This window comes from Bradyrhizobium sp. WSM2793 (assembly GCF_000379585.1).
Classification (GTDB): domain Bacteria; phylum Pseudomonadota; class Alphaproteobacteria; order Rhizobiales; family Xanthobacteraceae; genus Bradyrhizobium.
This window is the reverse complement of sequence record NZ_KB902811.1, coordinates 35,772-51,118: the sequence shown is the minus strand read 5'-3', so window position 1 is coordinate 51,118 and position 15,347 is coordinate 35,772. Positions and strand designations below refer to the sequence as shown.

17 protein-coding genes and 1 pseudogene are annotated in these 15,347 nt (G+C 60.1%); 4 read left to right on the top strand and 14 right to left on the bottom strand.

Annotation, left to right across the window (positions count from 1 at the left end):
• Positions 1–10 precede the first annotated feature (10 nt).
• From A3AS_RS0134310 to A3AS_RS44195, 9 genes and pseudogenes are all read right to left on the bottom strand, one after another.
• Positions 11–487, bottom strand: coding sequence for a DUF2269 domain-containing protein (locus A3AS_RS0134310; protein WP_049815071.1), 477 nt, complete (start codon positions 485–487; stop codon positions 11–13).
• Positions 487–1,764, bottom strand: a complete 1,278-nt coding sequence (locus A3AS_RS0134305; RefSeq protein ID WP_026202654.1) for an SDR family oxidoreductase — start codon at positions 1,762–1,764, stop codon at positions 487–489. The genes A3AS_RS0134310 and A3AS_RS0134305 overlap by 1 nt, the downstream gene beginning before the upstream one ends.
• 22 nt (positions 1,765–1,786) lie before the next feature.
• A complete protein-coding gene (locus tag A3AS_RS0134300; RefSeq protein WP_026202653.1) occupies positions 1,787–2,341 on the bottom strand; it encodes a hypothetical protein in 555 nt (184 codons plus the stop codon).
• A gap of 21 nt (positions 2,342–2,362) precedes the next feature.
• Positions 2,363–2,500 carry a DUF2934 domain-containing protein gene (locus A3AS_RS45975; protein ID WP_371260736.1) on the bottom strand — a complete coding sequence of 46 codons (138 nt, stop codon included), beginning with the start codon at positions 2,498–2,500 and terminating at the stop codon, positions 2,363–2,365.
• Between the two features lie 344 nt (positions 2,501–2,844).
• Positions 2,845–3,915, bottom strand: a complete 1,071-nt coding sequence (locus A3AS_RS0134290) for an ROK family protein (protein WP_018322003.1) — start codon at positions 3,913–3,915, stop codon at positions 2,845–2,847.
• 338 nt (positions 3,916–4,253) lie between these two features.
• Positions 4,254–4,729: pseudogene (locus tag A3AS_RS0134285) on the bottom strand (DUF3147 family protein).
• On the bottom strand, positions 4,726–5,073 hold the full coding sequence (locus tag A3AS_RS0134280; protein ID WP_018322002.1) for a DUF3147 family protein: 348 nt from the start codon (positions 5,071–5,073) through the stop codon (positions 4,726–4,728). The pseudogene A3AS_RS0134285 and the gene A3AS_RS0134280 overlap by 4 nt, the downstream one beginning before the upstream one ends.
• A complete protein-coding gene (locus A3AS_RS0134275) occupies positions 5,070–5,675 on the bottom strand; it encodes a cupin domain-containing protein (RefSeq protein ID WP_018322001.1) in 606 nt (201 codons plus the stop codon). The genes A3AS_RS0134280 and A3AS_RS0134275 overlap by 4 nt, the downstream gene beginning before the upstream one ends.
• Positions 5,662–6,288 (bottom strand): phosphatase PAP2 family protein, encoded by a 627-nt coding sequence (locus A3AS_RS44195; RefSeq protein WP_018322000.1) that lies wholly within the window; start codon positions 6,286–6,288, stop codon positions 5,662–5,664. The genes A3AS_RS0134275 and A3AS_RS44195 overlap by 14 nt, the downstream gene beginning before the upstream one ends.
• A gap of 191 nt (positions 6,289–6,479) precedes the next feature.
• Here A3AS_RS44195 and A3AS_RS0134265 point away from each other — a divergent pair, with 191 nt between their 5' ends.
• A complete protein-coding gene (locus A3AS_RS0134265) occupies positions 6,480–7,748 on the top strand; it encodes a DUF892 family protein (protein ID WP_018321999.1) in 1,269 nt (422 codons plus the stop codon).
• A 967-nt stretch (positions 7,749–8,715) separates the two neighbouring features.
• On the opposite strand, the gene A3AS_RS44190 is transcribed toward A3AS_RS0134265, so the two are convergent.
• Together A3AS_RS44190 and A3AS_RS50180 are read right to left on the bottom strand one after the other, a co-directional pair.
• Positions 8,716–8,952: a hypothetical protein gene (locus A3AS_RS44190; protein WP_018321997.1), complete on the bottom strand. Its 237-nt coding sequence runs from the start codon at positions 8,950–8,952 to the stop codon at positions 8,716–8,718.
• A 47-nt stretch (positions 8,953–8,999) separates the two neighbouring features.
• Positions 9,000–9,461 carry a hypothetical protein gene (locus A3AS_RS50180; protein WP_371260735.1) on the bottom strand — a complete coding sequence of 154 codons (462 nt, stop codon included), beginning with the start codon at positions 9,459–9,461 and terminating at the stop codon, positions 9,000–9,002.
• Positions 9,462–9,532: 71 nt separating this feature from the next.
• On the opposite strand from A3AS_RS50180, the gene A3AS_RS0134245 reads away from it, so the two are divergent.
• Both A3AS_RS0134245 and A3AS_RS49470 read left to right on the top strand, forming a co-directional pair.
• The gene (locus tag A3AS_RS0134245; protein WP_018321995.1) at positions 9,533–10,522 is read left to right on the top strand and encodes a sensor histidine kinase; all 990 of its coding nucleotides are present in this window, start codon (positions 9,533–9,535) and stop codon (positions 10,520–10,522) included.
• 16 nt (positions 10,523–10,538) lie between these two features.
• Complete coding sequence (locus A3AS_RS49470) at positions 10,539–11,198, top strand: hypothetical protein (RefSeq protein WP_245283344.1); 660 nt, start codon at positions 10,539–10,541, stop codon at positions 11,196–11,198.
• 423 nt (positions 11,199–11,621) lie between these two features.
• Here the strand turns inward: A3AS_RS49470 and A3AS_RS0134230 are convergent, their stop codons facing one another.
• On the bottom strand, positions 11,622–12,725 hold the full coding sequence (locus tag A3AS_RS0134230; RefSeq protein WP_018321993.1) for a DNA topoisomerase IB: 1,104 nt from the start codon (positions 12,723–12,725) through the stop codon (positions 11,622–11,624).
• A 258-nt stretch (positions 12,726–12,983) separates the two neighbouring features.
• On the opposite strand from A3AS_RS0134230, the gene A3AS_RS0134225 reads away from it, so the two are divergent.
• Complete coding sequence (locus A3AS_RS0134225) at positions 12,984–13,808, top strand: ribonuclease HII (RefSeq protein WP_018321992.1); 825 nt, start codon at positions 12,984–12,986, stop codon at positions 13,806–13,808.
• A gap of 31 nt (positions 13,809–13,839) precedes the next feature.
• On the opposite strand, the gene ligD is transcribed toward A3AS_RS0134225, so the two are convergent.
• Both ligD and A3AS_RS48645 read right to left on the bottom strand, forming a co-directional pair.
• Positions 13,840–14,787 (bottom strand): non-homologous end-joining DNA ligase, encoded by a 948-nt coding sequence (gene ligD, locus A3AS_RS0134220; protein WP_018321991.1) that lies wholly within the window; start codon positions 14,785–14,787, stop codon positions 13,840–13,842.
• Complete coding sequence (locus A3AS_RS48645; protein ID WP_210163482.1) at positions 14,784–15,326, bottom strand: hypothetical protein; 543 nt, start codon at positions 15,324–15,326, stop codon at positions 14,784–14,786. The genes ligD and A3AS_RS48645 overlap by 4 nt, the downstream gene beginning before the upstream one ends.
• Between the last annotated feature and the right edge of the window lie 21 nt (positions 15,327–15,347).

The window sequence follows — 15,347 nt, the reverse complement described above, 5'->3', positions numbered from 1 at the left end:
CTCCCATCTTTCAAAAAACCGCAGGTTGGGGTTTGGCTATCATCAGCCAGAGTATAGCGGCTACGGCAGTGAACGCTGGAATGCCGAAGGCGAACCACAGCCAGAAAAGTCGGTGATATTCAGGAGGCAGAAGCGCACCTTTTGCCGCTGCGGTTGAGGCAAGATCCCTCAGGCGGATTTGCATCCAAACAACGGGCAGCCATAGTGCCCCCGTGATGAGATACAGCACGATCGACCAAATGATCCATCCTTCCCAGAAGGAGTAGCCGACGTGCAGCACAAGCAGCGAGCCTGTGACGGGCTGTGCAACGACAGCGGTGGCTGTGAAGATAAAATCTGCAATCACGACAATTCGGGCGACGCCTGCGATGACGGAGGGTTTTCCGCCGAGGTGAGCTGCAAGCATGAAAAACGCAATGCCGGATCCTGTGCCAAGTAAGACCGCAGCGCCGACGATATGTAAGTATTTGAGAACGAAGTACAGCATCATCGATCTTCAAGAAGAGCTAGCGCGGCGAAATGCAGGACGATAATCGGCCAGATTTTCAACATCGGCCCTAGAGGATCGGTCCATAGGCGAGGCACAAGGATGGTCCCGATGATCGCGTAAGTGAAGGAGATCGCGATGGCGGCATAGAGCCCGTACCGGCTGGTTGGTCGATAGGCAATCGCGAGTCCAATCAGCAGATCGGATAATGCGCCGGCGATCACCGTGACCGCCGCACTCGTTCCTTCGACACCGCCCTCGCCCATGAGGCCCATACCGTAGCCCCAACCCGGGCCCAGCGAGACAAAGGCGGTCGAGATCCAGAATAGAGACAACACGATAAATATCGCTGGTTTAAGCAAGTACATGCGCGCAAACCAGCGTTCCTGCACTGAAGCTGGTTCGGAGGCGAAGAACTCCGGAAGCCCTTTTGGATGCAGCCCAAGCCGCCGCATGTCTCCAACATCGCCGACCGCGCCTCGCCTAATCTCCCGCTCGGCAGTGCTCCGTACGGGAGGCCGCCAGCCCAAAAGCGATATAATGTCACCGAACTTGTACATCACACTTGAAGCAAAGTTCGGCAAGCGGATCTCGTGCGCCGGAGGCCAACGGTACCAACGGCGGATCAGTGCGATGACTTCGGGGAAAGAATGGCGATGCGGGCCGACAAGTTCGACAATTGTCCGTGTGGGCGCACCGGGCTCTAGAAAATGCTGCACGGTTTGCACGACGTCCTCAAGCAGGACGATCTGGAGCTGTCCCGTGTTCGGCATCACCGGCAAAGCCGGAAGGGCTGCCAGGCCTCGCATGAGCGCGCTGGCCCCATAGGCCGCCCGACCGATCACGACAGACGGTCGCAAGATGATCCAGTCGAGGTCACGGCCCATCAGAGCCTTGTCGCCAGACAATTTGGTTTCTGAAAACGCGCTGGGAGTTTGCCGGTCTACCCCGATCGCGGAGAAATGGATGACGCGGCGGATTTTGAGTTGCTCACACGCGGCAAAGAGATTCGCGATGCCGTGGTGATGGACCATTGACGTTGATTCTTTTGGGCTATCTTGGAGCACCCCGGCGCAATTGACTACGGCCTCTACGCCATCGAGATGGGGCAGCCAGTAAGAGGCAGACGTCGCCTCGTTAAGGTCGACCGAGATAGCGCCCGGAATCGCGATGCCGGCGCTTCTACTCATGGAAATTACTGAGTGGCCGCGCGAGGACAGGTCAGCCACAATCGCGGACCCTAACAATCCCGTCCCTCCGATGACCGCAACCTTCATTGATGGTCCTCCGCGTTGGGAGCTAAGCCCTCTTGCGCGACCGCAAACCTCGAACGAATTCCTCCATATAAGGAAGGACTTCAAACAGCAGGACTGCGAATAAGAATGCAGCCACGTAGGTCCAGGGTAATGGCTCTCGCTTCAGGACGAGTTCGTAACGTGCGGGCTCAGACCCCATCCCCCAGAGGCTAAGGAACTGCGGCCAGTTCAAGATAATCACGATAACCATCGCCATGAGTGGCATCAGTTCAAGAAAACTATGGACCTGCTGTTCGATGGGCGTGATGAACCGCTTAAGGCTGGCGAATGTTGTGTCCCAGAGAGCTGTCAGCTGATGCGCAATAAAGCCTGCGATCATAGTCGCGACAATAAGAGCGTTAATCTCCAAAAAAATCGCCGCCAGCAGCGGTATCGCCAATTCGATCAACATCAACAGATGAAGCAGAGTTTCCTTATAGCCGCTGGTTATCTCAATCCGAGAAGCACGATGGCAAAGGTAGTCAGCAAACCCGGCCAATAGCCAGAGGGGCAGCACAAAGTACAGCAATATGGTTTCGGCTGCGGCGGAATGAGACATACGGTTAACGCTTCATCTCGTTTACAGGCTGTCTGGAGTGCGGAGGGGAGATGACTTATCCTCGTTTCGCAGTTCCTGCTCCGCCAGCTGCCAGAATTCTTCCTCCCTGCCTTCGGGTTTTCCGCTCCGCTCCCATATTTCATAGGCGCGCTTCTCCATTTCCTTTTCGGTCGGTTGGGTCACGACGGGCCTCCTTCAGTTTCTGTGCGATCGTGAAGTGTCGGCTAGCCGCAGCCTCTTCAACGGCCAGCCGTCAGCGACACGCTGGGCCGCCCGCGACCAAAATCGTACATCCCTCCGGTGATAAAGCCGCCAAATGAGCGAGGTTCCTTCGTTGAAACGTCGCCCGACAAGCGGCAAAAAGTCGCCCGTGGCGAAAGAGGTCGCTGTTTGTTGATCGCGCCTGCGAACCGATCGCAAGCTCACTTTGGCGGGGCGAAGCGATCCCTTAGCTGAGCACAAAAAAGGCCATGGAGCTCGACCAGCGCGGCGGTCTGATAGACTCAGCCTTCGCCTTTTCCCTCGCGGTTGGTAAAGCGGGCGTTGCCGAGGCCGGTGCCGATCGTCAGTACGCCCCAACGCTTCACGTCCTGCATGAAGGGGACCTCGGACAATCCCTGCACCACCCCATCGTTGTGCATGACGATGGCGGCGTCGTTCTTCCCGATCTGCGGGATCGCTTCGACGAGACTTGCGGGCAAATTGAACTTGCTGCTCTCCCAGTTACCGGGCAAGTTCTGCGCGCCCTTCTCGATCGAACCGTCGCTCTCGATGACGCCTGGGCATGCGATGCCGATGAATGGTGCGAGCTTGAATCCCTCGTCTTCCGCCTTCGCGATCAGTTCTTTGAGCATCTTGACCAGGCGCTTCACGGCGTTCGCACGCGACGGCTCCTCGTCGGCATGACGCCATAGTTCGAACTTCCACACGCATGCCTTGGAGAGGTCCGGCGCCTTCTTGCGACGGGTTTCCACGACGCCGCAGCGGATGTTCGTGCCTCCGATGTCCACTGCAAGGATGGAGTCGTGAGCTTCGAAGATCCAGGATGGAGCGAGATATAGCGCGCCAATAAGGCCGGCGTCGTCCGGGTGAGAATGGATCGGGAGCATCTCAACCTTGAAGTTTTCCGCCTTGAGGAGGATTTCGGCTCGCGCGATGGCGAGTTCGCCCAATCGGCTGTCCCGAAAGCCGCCGCCTACCACGATGCGCTCGGTCTTATCCCAGGCCTTGGTTTTGAGGAAGCGGCGCGTTACGCGGGCGAGCTCCTGTGCGAAATCCTCGATGGCGCTGTGGACGACGACCGATGCTTCAGCATCGTCGCCGCCAAGGACGGCGTCGAGATCCTTCTTGCTGATGTCTTCGGAAAGCTCCTTTCCGAATGGGTCTTCGCCGGATTTTCGCAGCGCCTTCCGCCACTTTTCGAGAGTTTCTCGGAAGGCGCCCTTGCTGGCGCGGTCCCCGAGGAATTCGTCCTCATCTTTCAGTTCAAGATTGAAACTGTCGATCTCAACCCATGGCAGGCGAGAGGCGCCGTGCGCCGCTATCCCAGTGGTTGTGATCGTTTCGTCAGCCATTTTGAACCTTACACAAGCCGCAGGCACCAACTGGGCGGTCTTGCTTTCAACACGCGCTGTTCACCGCGGTTCCTCGCGTCTCCTTCCCCGTGCCAAGTCATGGGATGATCTGCTGCAAGTCCGCTCACTTGGCACTCCCTCGCACCCACGTCTCGAACAGCGTGGCTGTTGGCGTGCGGGATTTCGGCTGCGCCCAATGTCCTAAATAGAGTTTCCTCGACCTCTTATCGTTGTGAATTAACATCCAGCGCCAGCGACGGGGACCGAGGCCGATATCGACGTGATTGCCTGGAAAGGAGCTCGGCCGGGACGAGAGGCCGCCAGCCGTCCGATCAGTCCTATCGCGTTCGCGACCTCGCGGAGCCGCTGATCTGTTGCACTGTCCGCATCGATCGCATTTTCCGGCGCACGTACCAAGCCAGAACCGCGATCGTCAACCAAGCGAGTGACGCGCCGACGAAGGCGGCGGGAATGTTGCTGTGTAGAATCAGCATCGCAAAACCGACCGCAAAGGCCAGCATGCCAAGCGCGCCGAGCGCAGCACCAGCGGCGTCGATGGCCGCCGCCATCTGCCCGCGGCGCTCGCCGGCGAGACCCGCTTCGCGCTTGCGGCGGATTTCGTGCTTCTCGATCAATGTCGCGCTCGCGCAGAATATGGCTGGAAGGGCAAGAAAACGCCCCCCATGACTGCCCCATAGCGGCTGCTGACGAGGCCAGTAAAGACGGTGGCAGCGCCGCCGAGTGCGAAGCGGATCAGATATTCGTACCAGCGGCCCTGCTTGAGAGATGACGGCGAAAAATGGATCGGGCTCACAACTGGCCTCCGGCGAAGATTAGCAGCCCGAAGGCGGCGACCAACCAAACCACGAGTGACAGCAACGTAGCCGCGACCGCTCGCAGCTTTGCTCGGACAAGCAGATGGCAGACGACGACACTGTAGATGGCGAGCGCAATCGCTCCTGCAATCATCGCCTGGGCTTGCAAGGCGGCGTAGTTGACCCCGTGTTGATATAGCGCGATGCCAAGCGTGGCGAGCGCGACCGAGGGCGCTGCTCCGAACAGGCCGGCGAAGCTCTTTGGGCGCAGGAGATCTCCGAGCATCGCGAAGGCCGATACGACGGCACCCCCGACAAGGAAGCGGATGACATACTCGGTCATTTCGCTTTCTTCCAGATTTTCGAGAGCGGCCCGCCGGCCCCAAAGACCGGATCCTTGCGCGGCACCGACACCTTCGGAATGGCCTTCAACGCCCGCGGACGGTCTTCGACGCTTGTGCACTCGTCGTATGTGCCGGTCAGCGGGTAGGCCCCGACGACGAGGAACTCATCGTCTGCGGAAAGGCACTGATGGCCTGTGCCGGCGGGAAGAACTGCGACGTCTCCAGCCTTCAGCGTGAAAATCCTTCCCTTGTTGCCGCCGAACCGAACGCGCCCCTTACCGCGCGCAATGCCGAGCACCTCATGGATCCTGGAGTGATAATGCACATAGTCATAGACGCCGTTCCGCCAGCTGTCTCCCCATCCGTTCGCTTCAAACAGGTCTTCGATCACGGCTGCAGCATCCAGCCCCTCATCGAAGGCGACCGCGTTTCGATAGAGTATGAGCGGCAATCGCGGGTGATTTGGAATGAGACCGTCGTCCTTAAAGCGAACCGTAACAGGCTTTCGCGCTCGCGCGAGATCCATAGCCTTCCGCTTGCCGGGGCGCTTCAGACCGGTTGCGCGCTCCATGTATCCCTTCAGGTCCTCAAGAGTCGGCATGATCGTCCTCCGCTGAAATGCCGTTCGGGTAGCCGGTCCAGAGCCGAAGGGCACGTTCGAGAACCGCGCCAAGCGCGAAGCCGGCAACGACATCGCTCGCCCAATGGGCCAGAATCACTATGAGCGACAGCCCGACCGCAAGCGCTCGGATCGCCTGCCGTGGGCCGGCCGGCAATGCGCTGGCAGCCGAGGCCAGCGCGCCCATGTGCAGCGCATGACCTGAGGGAAAAGCATCCTTTCGTTTGCCGGAAAGCGGGGCGCCGTGCACATGCCCGATCACCGTTCGACGGTCCGGCCGAGTTTGGTCGAAAACAACTTTCAAACCATGGGGAAGCAGCGAAGCAGCGACAGTCACGAGCAGAGCGTGATTGCCTGCGCGTCGCAGCGGCACCCCACAGCCCCGGCAAGCAAGCCAGCCGGCGGCTGCCAGGACCAGCAGGACCTTCTCATCGGCGCCCCAAGTCAGGGCGCGGGCCACGTGCTCCGGAGCAGGCGCGGTGTTGCGAGCGATAGAATGTGCCACCGCGACATCCGCTCTGGTAGGTCGGACAGTCACCGGAAAGCTTGGCCTGCGGCCAAGGCGCCTTGCTGAAAATCTAGCTATTTTGAACATGTCTCAAGACCGGAAAGGTAAGTACGTTTTCAACGCTCCACCCGCCGCCGAGGTCCCCCCTTCCGTCCAATCCGACTTCCAAACAGCGAGCGCCGTGGTGCGGCGCTCAGGCAGAATCCCCCCGCCCGATAGGAACAAACGATCCTGGCTTCCGTTCGCGATGATCTCCCCTCTCATCCCGAGGCCTTTCAATGTACCACCATGTCAAGAAGCTGATGTTCACTGTTCGCGTCGACGAACCGGACCCTCGTTTTGGCAACATGCTTCTTGAACAGTTCGGTGGCGCCAACGGCGAGCTCGCCGCTGCGATGCAATATTCAATACAGGGGCTCAACTGCGAGGATCCCGATCGCAAGGACCTGCTGATGGATATTGGCACGGAAGAACTGAGCCACCTCGAAGTCGTGGGGACGCTTGCCCGCATGCACCTCAAGCCGGCAAAGTTCGATCGCCAGGCCGCCGAGGCCGATCCCCTGATTGCCATCGCTGGCGGCGGTGGCGTGAACCTGTTCAATTCCCAGGGGAATGCATGGACGGCCGACTACCTGAAGATCACCGGCGAGCTCGACGTCGATCTGCGCAGCAACATCGCGGCCGAAGCACGGGCCAAGATCGTCTATGAGCGGCTGATCAATTTCTGCGACGACGCCGGCACCAAGGACGCGCTCCAATTCCTGATGACTCGAGAAATCACCCACATGAGAGCGTTCGCGCTGGCGCTCGAGAGCATGGCTAAGCCAGCTTTCAGCATTGGCCGCATCGCTCCGACCCCCGGACTGGTCGACCAATTCTTCAATGATTCCACCGGAACAGGCGACCATGGTGAGATCGATACCCGCGGTCCATGGAACGAGGGCAATGGCTGGGTCTTCACTGAATCGCCGGCGATTCAGGCCGAACCCGGCGCCTCGGCCGCGATTGTCGCGGAAAGTTCGCCCCCGGACGACCAGGCCGGTCTGAGTGATTTGTTGTTCGATGAGCTCCGCGACATCCTGCACGCGGAAAAGCAACTGACCAAGGCGCTTCCTAAGATGGCGGAGGCAGCTCGCTTCGATCAGCTGCGTGAGCTGTTTGAGCAGCATCTCGCGGAGACTGAAAATCAGGTGGAGCGCATCAATGAGTGCTTCGAGTTGCTGGGCAAGACCGTCCGGGCGAAGCCTTGCAAGGGCATGACGGGCCTTATCGAAGAAGGCCAGGAAATCATGGCTGAAGGAGAGGAAAAGGAAGACGCGGCGGCCGACCTCGCCCTCATTGGAGCGGCCCAGCGTGTGGAGCACTACGAAATTTCGGCTTACACGACGGCGAAGAATCTTGCCCAGCAGCTACGCCACAGTGCGGTCGTCGCGCTGTTGTCGAAGTCGCTTGCGGAGGAGGAGAATTCCGATCAGCTGCTGAACCAAGTCGCTCGATCGCTGATGTCGGTGGCAAAAATGCCAGCCGCTATCGAACAGGCCGAATAACGCTCGCTGGGATCGACCCCTGGCTCGATCCCAAGTAGGTGATGCCGATCAAGCAGCGGATAGCAATAGAGATCGTGCGTACGCCACGATGGAAGTCGGCGAGGCTTCCGCAAGGGCTTCGATGTATGGCGCGAGGTCGAGGCGGTTGCTGTCTGCGGTATCGCGCAGACTCCTGGGCCTTGGCGACTACGTCCACCCGGCTCACCGCGGACGCGATCGCCGTCTGGGCCGCCGGGTCTGTCGCCGAGCGAGCATGAAGCCTAAGGACGGAGGCTATGGTGGCAAGCGGGCTCCTGCAGCAGAGCCTCTGAATACCGATTGGCTTCAGATAATTTATGCAGCGTGCTTCGCAGAAGCTCAGTGACAGCGGCGGTCAGGTGGCCGTGAGGATGAAGAGGACGAGCGGGATTACAGCCGACGATGGGCCCGGGATGAAGTAAGCGACGCAAGCGCAATGCCCACCGCAGTCGCCTCAAGCCCGCAGCCCGGTCGAACAGAACGGAGGACAGAACGGGCCGGAATGAACAGCCGAACGGGGGAGGAGCGCAGGTGAACGTCCCTGCCACTTCAGGTCTTCTCAAGCCGCTCGCACCGCAGGGCGGGCTTTCGCCTGACCGTCCGGAACGACGCGATTGGGCTTGAACTCGGGTTTCGATCTCGTCAATGCCCTCGCAAGCTGGGCACACGAACTGATGTACTGTCGTGGCCACCGGATCCTGGCGCATTATCTTCGACATGAACCATCCTGCACCGCCCAGCTCCAAACGGGGAGTGAACCCTTCAGGCGATCCACCAACTGGCAAAAGCCTCAATCGGTATCATAGCACGGCATCGGGAGCGCTGTATCTTTGGAGCTGAAGCTCTCGCAGAAGGAGGGTTTGCTATTGGGCCTCGCTTGGGTCGGGAGAGCACTTAGCTGCTCTGCACCTCCTCTGCCCTTCGTCGTAACAAACGACGATGGAGCATCCTATTCCGAAGAAAGCCGGTAAACCTCGCCGGGCTTGAGTTCGACCTCTTCGAACATCTTTTGCTGCTTTTCAGACAGGACCGCCGGTAGGATGTGTGCTGTCCAGCCTTCCGGCACGGCCGCAAGGACCAGCGTCACCGCCTGGCTTGGCTTGGCGAAAGCAAGCCATATTTCCGTCGATCCCGAGTCCGACGTCGCCTCCACGATTGTAAACTCTCTGCCGAACGACTCTGCCATGAAGGGTCAACCAGCCGCCGCTGCAGCAGTTTCTAACTTAGAGCGGCTCACTCGGGCGGCTTCAATCCCGGCGACCGCAGCCAATCGCTCATGTGCGAGCCGGTCTCACATTGCCGCGCCTTCCGGATGACCTGCTCCCGTAGAGGCCCGTGCGGAAGCAGGCTCGCTTCTTCGCGCAAACGCTGAGCCTCTTCGGCAAGGCGCTCTTCCAGAGATCTAGTCTGTTTGAAACGACGCCGCTTCGTCATGGCGCTGCTCCCTTGTTCGAGGAGGGCGGGAGCGCTACCGGCGTTCTCATCACAGATAGTAGCCGAGGTCCGGGCTGTGATGGCCGACCGTGCGCCGGTGCCGGTCGCCCCGCGAGGAGTATCTTTCATAACCTTGTCGGAACTCTTCAGAAATGGCTCAAGAGGTGTAAGCGGCTCAAACCAAGGATTCAGCGGCAATTGGGTCAATTCGGCCGTTGACGCGAAATCGTCGGGGGCGCCCAGCGCTGCGCGGACGGTCAACAGCCCATTTTGTTTGTGTACGGTTTAGCCACATATTAGCCTAGTGGGAAACATTGCGAGGCGAGCGGCCGATGAATCTCGAAGACTTGTACCGACTTCTGCGCAGCGAGCATGTCCAGGCACAAGGGATCGTCGACACCCTCGAGGAACCCCTCCTTGTGCTTGACCAAGGGGGATGTGTTCTGACAGCCAACCGCGGGTTCTACGAGACCTTCAGGGTTGGACGGGACGACACGGTTGGGCGCAGCCTTTTCGACCTCGGCGACGGTCAATGGGACATTCCCGAACTCAGGCGCCTCGTCGGCGAGATCATTCCAAGGTCCACCGCCGTCGTCGGCTACGAAGTTGCAACCAATTTTCCGGCCATCGGACCGCGAACGATGCTGGTCAGCGCCCGTCGTCTGGTTCACCCCGATAATAACAGCTCCAGTGTCCTGATCCTGTTCGAGGACGTGACCGACAGACGCCACAGCGACGCCCAAAAAGACATTCTCCTCGCCGAGACGCGGCACAGGATGAAGAACCTCCTCGGGATCATTCGCTCTCTTGCCAATCAGGGCGACGTGGAAGGCCGGTCAGCGAAGGATTACCGGGACGCCTTCCTAGGGCGACTCCAAGCTGTGACCGAAGCCGAAACCCTCGCGCTGGCCGGCAGTGCCGAGGCCGATCTGAGTGCTCTGGTGGAGCAATCGCTGAACGCTGCGGGCCCGGACAGATACCGGGTGATCGCCGGACCGGCCATTCGCCTCAGCGTACGTCAGGTCATGCCGATGAGCCTCATTCTGCATGAACTGGTCACCAACGCTTGGAAATACGGTGCGTTCTCCAAGCCTGGAGGAATGGTACACCTCGGTTCGCGCAGGTCGGAGGAGGAGGGCAAGCCCGTCCTTCACGTCGATTGGCGCGAGGAAAACGGCCCGCCCGTCACTCCGCCGAGCCGCTCCGGCTTCGGCTCCAGGCTGATCGATCTCAGCGCGGTGCAGGGCCTAGGGGGTTCTGTGGAACTGAAGTATGAGCCCACCGGTTTACGCGTTCACATCACAGCGCCTTTGGAGTCCTAAAAACCGGGGAGCACTCATGGACAACGCTCCCCGAATATTGGTTGTCGAAGACGAGTACCTGATCGCACTGGAGCTCGACACCGAGCTGAAGGCTGCCGGATACCGCGTGATCGGTCCGGTCCCAGACATAGATGGGGCTTTGGAGCTTTTGAAGGTTGAGCGGCCCGACGCCGCCATTCTCGACGTCAACTTGGCGGGAAAATGGATCACCCCGTTGCCGAGACGCTCCGCTCGATGTCCGTGCCCTTCATTCTCGCCAGCGGCTACGGTGCCGCCGACCTCCAAGGTCAACCGGTCCTACGCGATGCGATCAACGTCGGTAAATCGTGGAGGTCCGACTTTCTCCTCACATCTCTTCGCCACGCACTCAAGCGGGTGTAGCTCGTCGCCGGGACTGGCCTTTCTCTGTAATCGCCATTTTGAAATTATGGGGGTTAGCTCCTGGAACCGAAGAGGCTTAACCTATGTTAATGTCTGCATAGGGAGGTGTCCTATGGCCGGCGAGTACACAGACTGGCTGGCAAACACGATTGCCGCCAGAATCGAGCGGATCAAGGCCGCCAACGAATTGACTAACGAGCAACTGCGAAAGTCCTACCTGCAACTAGGACTCTCCGAGGCTCTGCTTCAACTCCCGGTCCCGAAAGTCTGGCGTCCTGATCCGCCGAAGGAATAATGCGGCTCATCATATGTTGTAGGTAGCGAGCGTCTACTTTGGTACTTAGGAACCTCATTTCACCCGAGGTCCAATCGTGTCCGAGACGAGGGACACTGAGCCATCGCCACCGCCTCCGCGACTAGGGCCACCGTGTCCCAAGTGCAGCGGGCCCTTGCGGTACACCACATCCATCCTCGACGTGAAGAACGACAGAATGGTGCCGATCTATCGATGTGGCGACTGCCACGAAGCAGTGTGGCTGTGAAACTCATAGGCGAATATCTTGAACGTCCCGCCCAGTTCGAGCGGTTGGCATCTTGGGCTGCTGCGCCTTGCCGATGATGGAAGAGCGAGCTCAGGAGAGCCGGCGTGGGAACGATGGCGCGCCTGACTTCAACCGCCACGGTCAAGAACGCGCCGTATGCCGAGTGCGACGAGAAGCTAGGCGGAGGTCTTCAGACAATCCAGACGCTTGCGGAGAAACGCCAGCACCATGATCTCGTCGGACGTGAGCTTGGCGTACTGGCGTTTGAACTTCTGCGCGATCTTGGCTTCGATCATCTTCACGAGGTCACCGGACATGTAGGCGTTCAAGACTTCCGGGTGCACGTAGCACTTGCGGCAGATTGCGGGTGTGTTGCCGAGCTGCTTCGAGACGCTTTCGATCGCGGCGACAACGTTGCGTTTCGCCTCGGCCTGGCTATCGTACTTCTTGCATTCGGCCAGGGCCAACGCTGCTAAAACCGTCCCTGCCCACGTCCGAAAATCCTTCGCGCTGAAGTCCTCGCCCGTGATGTCCTTGATGTAGGCATTGACGTCGCCGGAATCCACGGTGCGCGGCTGTCCGTCGTCGTCCAGGTACTTAAAGAGCTCGTGTCCCGGTATCTCCGCGCAGCGCTTCACAATCGCGGCTATGCGCTTATCCTCGACGCGGAGCTTCCACTGCTTGCCTGACTTGCCCGTGAAGTCGAACCGAAGGACGCCCCGGCCAACCGCAACGTGCTTGCGGCGCATGGTGGTCAGTCCATAGGACTTGTTTTTCTCGGCGTATTCCGCGTTGCCGACCCGGATCAAAGTCTTCTCAAGCAGGCTGACGATCGTCGCCAGCACCTTCTCGCGGGGCAGCCCGTGCAGCTTCATGTCGGCGGCGACCCGCTCCCGCAGGGCGGGCAGCGCGGCCGCGAACTGGATGATGTGCTCGTACTTGTTCTGGTCGCGCAGCTCGCGCCATTTCGCGTGGTAGCGGTACTGCTTGCGACCCCGCGCATCGAGCCCGGTTGCCTGGATGTGGCCGTTCGGCGCTTGGCAGATCCACACGGACTCGTAGGCCGGCGGGATACCGATCGATTTGATGCGTCGGATGATAGTGGCATCGGTGATGCGCTTGCCGTCCTTGTCGTAGTAGCTGAAGGTGGTTCCGGTTCGCTTGCGCGTGTACCCCGGCGCGGAGTCGGTGACGTAGCGAAGGCCCTCTTCCGCGATGGTGGCCGCGACCTCGGCGGTACGGTCTAGGATCTGTTCTTCGGTGCTGGTCTGTCGGAGCATGGGCCGGTCCCTCGGAAGCACCCTGGGGTGAGGCTCCGCTCTTTTCCAAGGGATGAAGATACCGGTTGGTTCCAGTCAGAGGTCGGTGGTGCGATGTGTAACTGCCTGGCAGCGCCGATATCGGGACCTCAGATGAGATGCGGCCGGTTCCTTTGGCAAAGCGCTACGCAGTCGATGGAGACGGCATGGCTCAACTTCAGACAATCGACACAAAGTTCACGGACACGTTCCTCTCAGTCAGTCTTTGCGAAGGCCGCTATGTCCCAATATTCGCTCGATGTATTGCGTCAGCGCTATGTCCTCGAAAAAAGACCGCTCGAGGCCACGGTCGAGGAGATCTTGCGGGCGGACACCCGCGCGGGAGCCCGCGCCATCCTGGCTTCGATCGAGAAGAGGCGCTTCGAGAACAGGTCCGAGGGACAGCGCCTGCGCAAGATGCTTCGCTTTGAGACCTCTCTCTGGGAAGGCGGCCACCATGCCGTGGCAGGCGTGGACGAGGCCGGAATGAGCCCTCTTGCGGGGCCAGTCTCCGCTGGCGCGGTGATCCTGAAACCCGGCACACGGATAGTCGGAATCGATGATTCGAAAAAGCTCGATGCCGCCGCTCGTGAAGAACTCGCGAAGGAGATCAAGGCGAAGGCGGTGAGTTGGTGTGTGGCATTCGTCGAGGTCGAGGAGATCGACGCGATCAATATCTATTGGGCAGGCATTCAGGCTATGCAGCGTGCGGTTCGGGGATTAGGGCTGGCGCCGCAGCACTTGCTGATCGATGCGAAGCGTTTGAAGGAAATTGACATCCCTCAGCAAGCCATCATCAAAGGCGACGCCAAGTCGGCCAGCATCGCCGCCGCCTCCATCGTCGCGAAAGTCGAGCGCGACAGGGTCATGCGGGCGCTCGACGTGCGGCACCCCGGCTATGGCTTCGCGGATCACAAGGGCTACCCGGTGCCGGCTCATTATGAAGCGCTCGCCAGACTAGGCGCATGCGCAGCTCACCGGCGGTCGTTTGGACCCGTTCGTAAGGCTCTCGGGTTGCCGCCCCTGCCGCCGTGGCCTTCCGCATCCGAACGCGCCGCCGGCTAAACTCCAGGTCGTACGCTTCGGCTGGCCTGCATTATTTTCGCGACCAGCTCTTTTCGCGAACGACATCCTTGGCGTTCTTGTCGGACCGAAGGCCAAGATAGACCGGCTGGCGCAGCTCGCCCTTGCTGGTCCACTCCGCGAACTTCACTTCCGCAACCAACGAAGGACGCACCCAGGTCGTGACCCGCTCGTCCTTCACCTTGGCGGGAAAGGGCGACTTGGCAGTCTTGAGCCTCGCGAGCTTGCCGTGAAGCTGTTCGAGAACTTGGTGGCTGAAGCCGGTGCCGACGTGGCCGATGTACCGCCATGCGTCGTCTTCGCGCACCGCCAGCACGAGGGCGCCGAAGAAGGGGCGCGTTCGCCTCGGCGCCGTGAAGCCGGCGATCACCACCTCCTGCCGCTGTGCGGTCTTCACCTTGAGCCAGTCCGCGGTCCGGCCTCCAGATGCATACGCGCTGTCAGCGCGCTTCGCCATGATCCCTTCAAGGCCTTTCTTCTCGGCCTCGGCGAAGAACTTTTTGCCGCCGGCTTTTCGGTGCTGGCTGAATGCGATCAGTTTGTGGTGTGGCAGGATGGCCTTGAGTCGCTTCTTGCGTTCGAGGAGCGGCAGCCCACGCAGGTCCTCGCCGTCTGCGAACATGAGGTCGAACGCGCAATACAAAAGCTTAGCCTCATGGCGCAGGGCATTTTGTAGCAGTTGGAAATGGGATACACCGTCCTTCCCGATCGCGACGAGCTCGCCATCGATCACGGCGTCGCCCTTCACGCTTTCTAGGGCCTGTGCAACCTCAACATACGAATGGCTGATGATCTTGCCATTGCGGCTGTACAAGGCCACCCTGCCCCCGCGGATCTCAGAGACCATACGGAATCCGTCGTACTTGTCCTCAAATACCCAATGGGGATCGTCGAAGGGCGCATCGGTGAGCGTCGCCAGCATCGGCTGCAGGCGCTTAGGCAGCGTTGACTCTCGGCTCATTTCGAAGCCGACTGTCGATCGAGAACTCTCTCGGTGCTGCGGGGACGGAATACCCCAAACACACGCGTCCGAACCGAAACGAACGCTTTCCAGAGTTTCGCGAACCAAGGGATCGTGAGCAGCTTCGGCTTCACGATGACGAAGAGCCGCTCGACCACCAGAAGGCTGAATGCGTAGCAGGCCACGATCATCGCCGTCCCGGTGATCCAGTGCCCCTCTCCTGTCACGGCTACCGCGACAAGCTTCAGGGGCTCTACGGTAGCTGTCGGGAGCGCCAACAAGAAAAGCGACGGGTAGGGGCCGAGGCCTCCGATGGACCTTCTTAAGCTCATGCGATGCTCCTCCGAGGAAGAACGACAGCAGCCTGCCGGTTGTTCCTGGTAGCGGAACATACGTCGCTTGATCTCTTTCCATCCGTGCAGGCGCTTGAGACGGACTGGGAGGCGCGCCGCCATCGAACACCACAGCGAAGTCAAGGACGCAGCGTCGCCCTTGGAAAACGAGGTGACCGCCGGGCGTAGCGCCCAGTCCAGAGACAAGGGACCACGATAGAGTGCGTG

Coding starts and splice junctions, on each gene's coding strand:
- A3AS_RS0134310 (WP_049815071.1), bottom strand. CDS start 487: ATGCTGTACTTCGTTCTCAAATACTTACATATCGTCGGCGCTGCGGTC.
- A3AS_RS0134305 (WP_026202654.1), bottom strand. CDS start 1,764: ATGAAGGTTGCGGTCATCGGAGGGACGGGATTGTTAGGGTCCGCGATT.
- A3AS_RS0134300 (WP_026202653.1), bottom strand. CDS start 2,341: ATGTCTCATTCCGCCGCAGCCGAAACCATATTGCTGTACTTTGTGCTG.
- A3AS_RS45975 (WP_371260736.1), bottom strand. CDS start 2,500: ATGGAGAAGCGCGCCTATGAAATATGGGAGCGGAGCGGAAAACCCGAA.
- A3AS_RS0134290 (WP_018322003.1), bottom strand. CDS start 3,915: ATGGCTGACGAAACGATCACAACCACTGGGATAGCGGCGCACGGCGCC.
- A3AS_RS0134280 (WP_018322002.1), bottom strand. CDS start 5,073: ATGACCGAGTATGTCATCCGCTTCCTTGTCGGGGGTGCCGTCGTATCG.
- A3AS_RS0134275 (WP_018322001.1), bottom strand. CDS start 5,675: ATGCCGACTCTTGAGGACCTGAAGGGATACATGGAGCGCGCAACCGGT.
- A3AS_RS44195 (WP_018322000.1), bottom strand. CDS start 6,288: ATGTTCAAAATAGCTAGATTTTCAGCAAGGCGCCTTGGCCGCAGGCCA.
- A3AS_RS0134265 (WP_018321999.1), top strand. CDS start 6,480: ATGTACCACCATGTCAAGAAGCTGATGTTCACTGTTCGCGTCGACGAA.
- A3AS_RS44190 (WP_018321997.1), bottom strand. CDS start 8,952: ATGGCAGAGTCGTTCGGCAGAGAGTTTACAATCGTGGAGGCGACGTCG.
- A3AS_RS0134245 (WP_018321995.1), top strand. CDS start 9,533: ATGAATCTCGAAGACTTGTACCGACTTCTGCGCAGCGAGCATGTCCAG.
- A3AS_RS49470 (WP_245283344.1), top strand. CDS start 10,539: ATGGACAACGCTCCCCGAATATTGGTTGTCGAAGACGAGTACCTGATC.
- A3AS_RS0134230 (WP_018321993.1), bottom strand. CDS start 12,725: ATGCTCCGACAGACCAGCACCGAAGAACAGATCCTAGACCGTACCGCC.
- A3AS_RS0134225 (WP_018321992.1), top strand. CDS start 12,984: ATGTCCCAATATTCGCTCGATGTATTGCGTCAGCGCTATGTCCTCGAA.
- ligD (WP_018321991.1), bottom strand. CDS start 14,787: ATGAGCCGAGAGTCAACGCTGCCTAAGCGCCTGCAGCCGATGCTGGCG.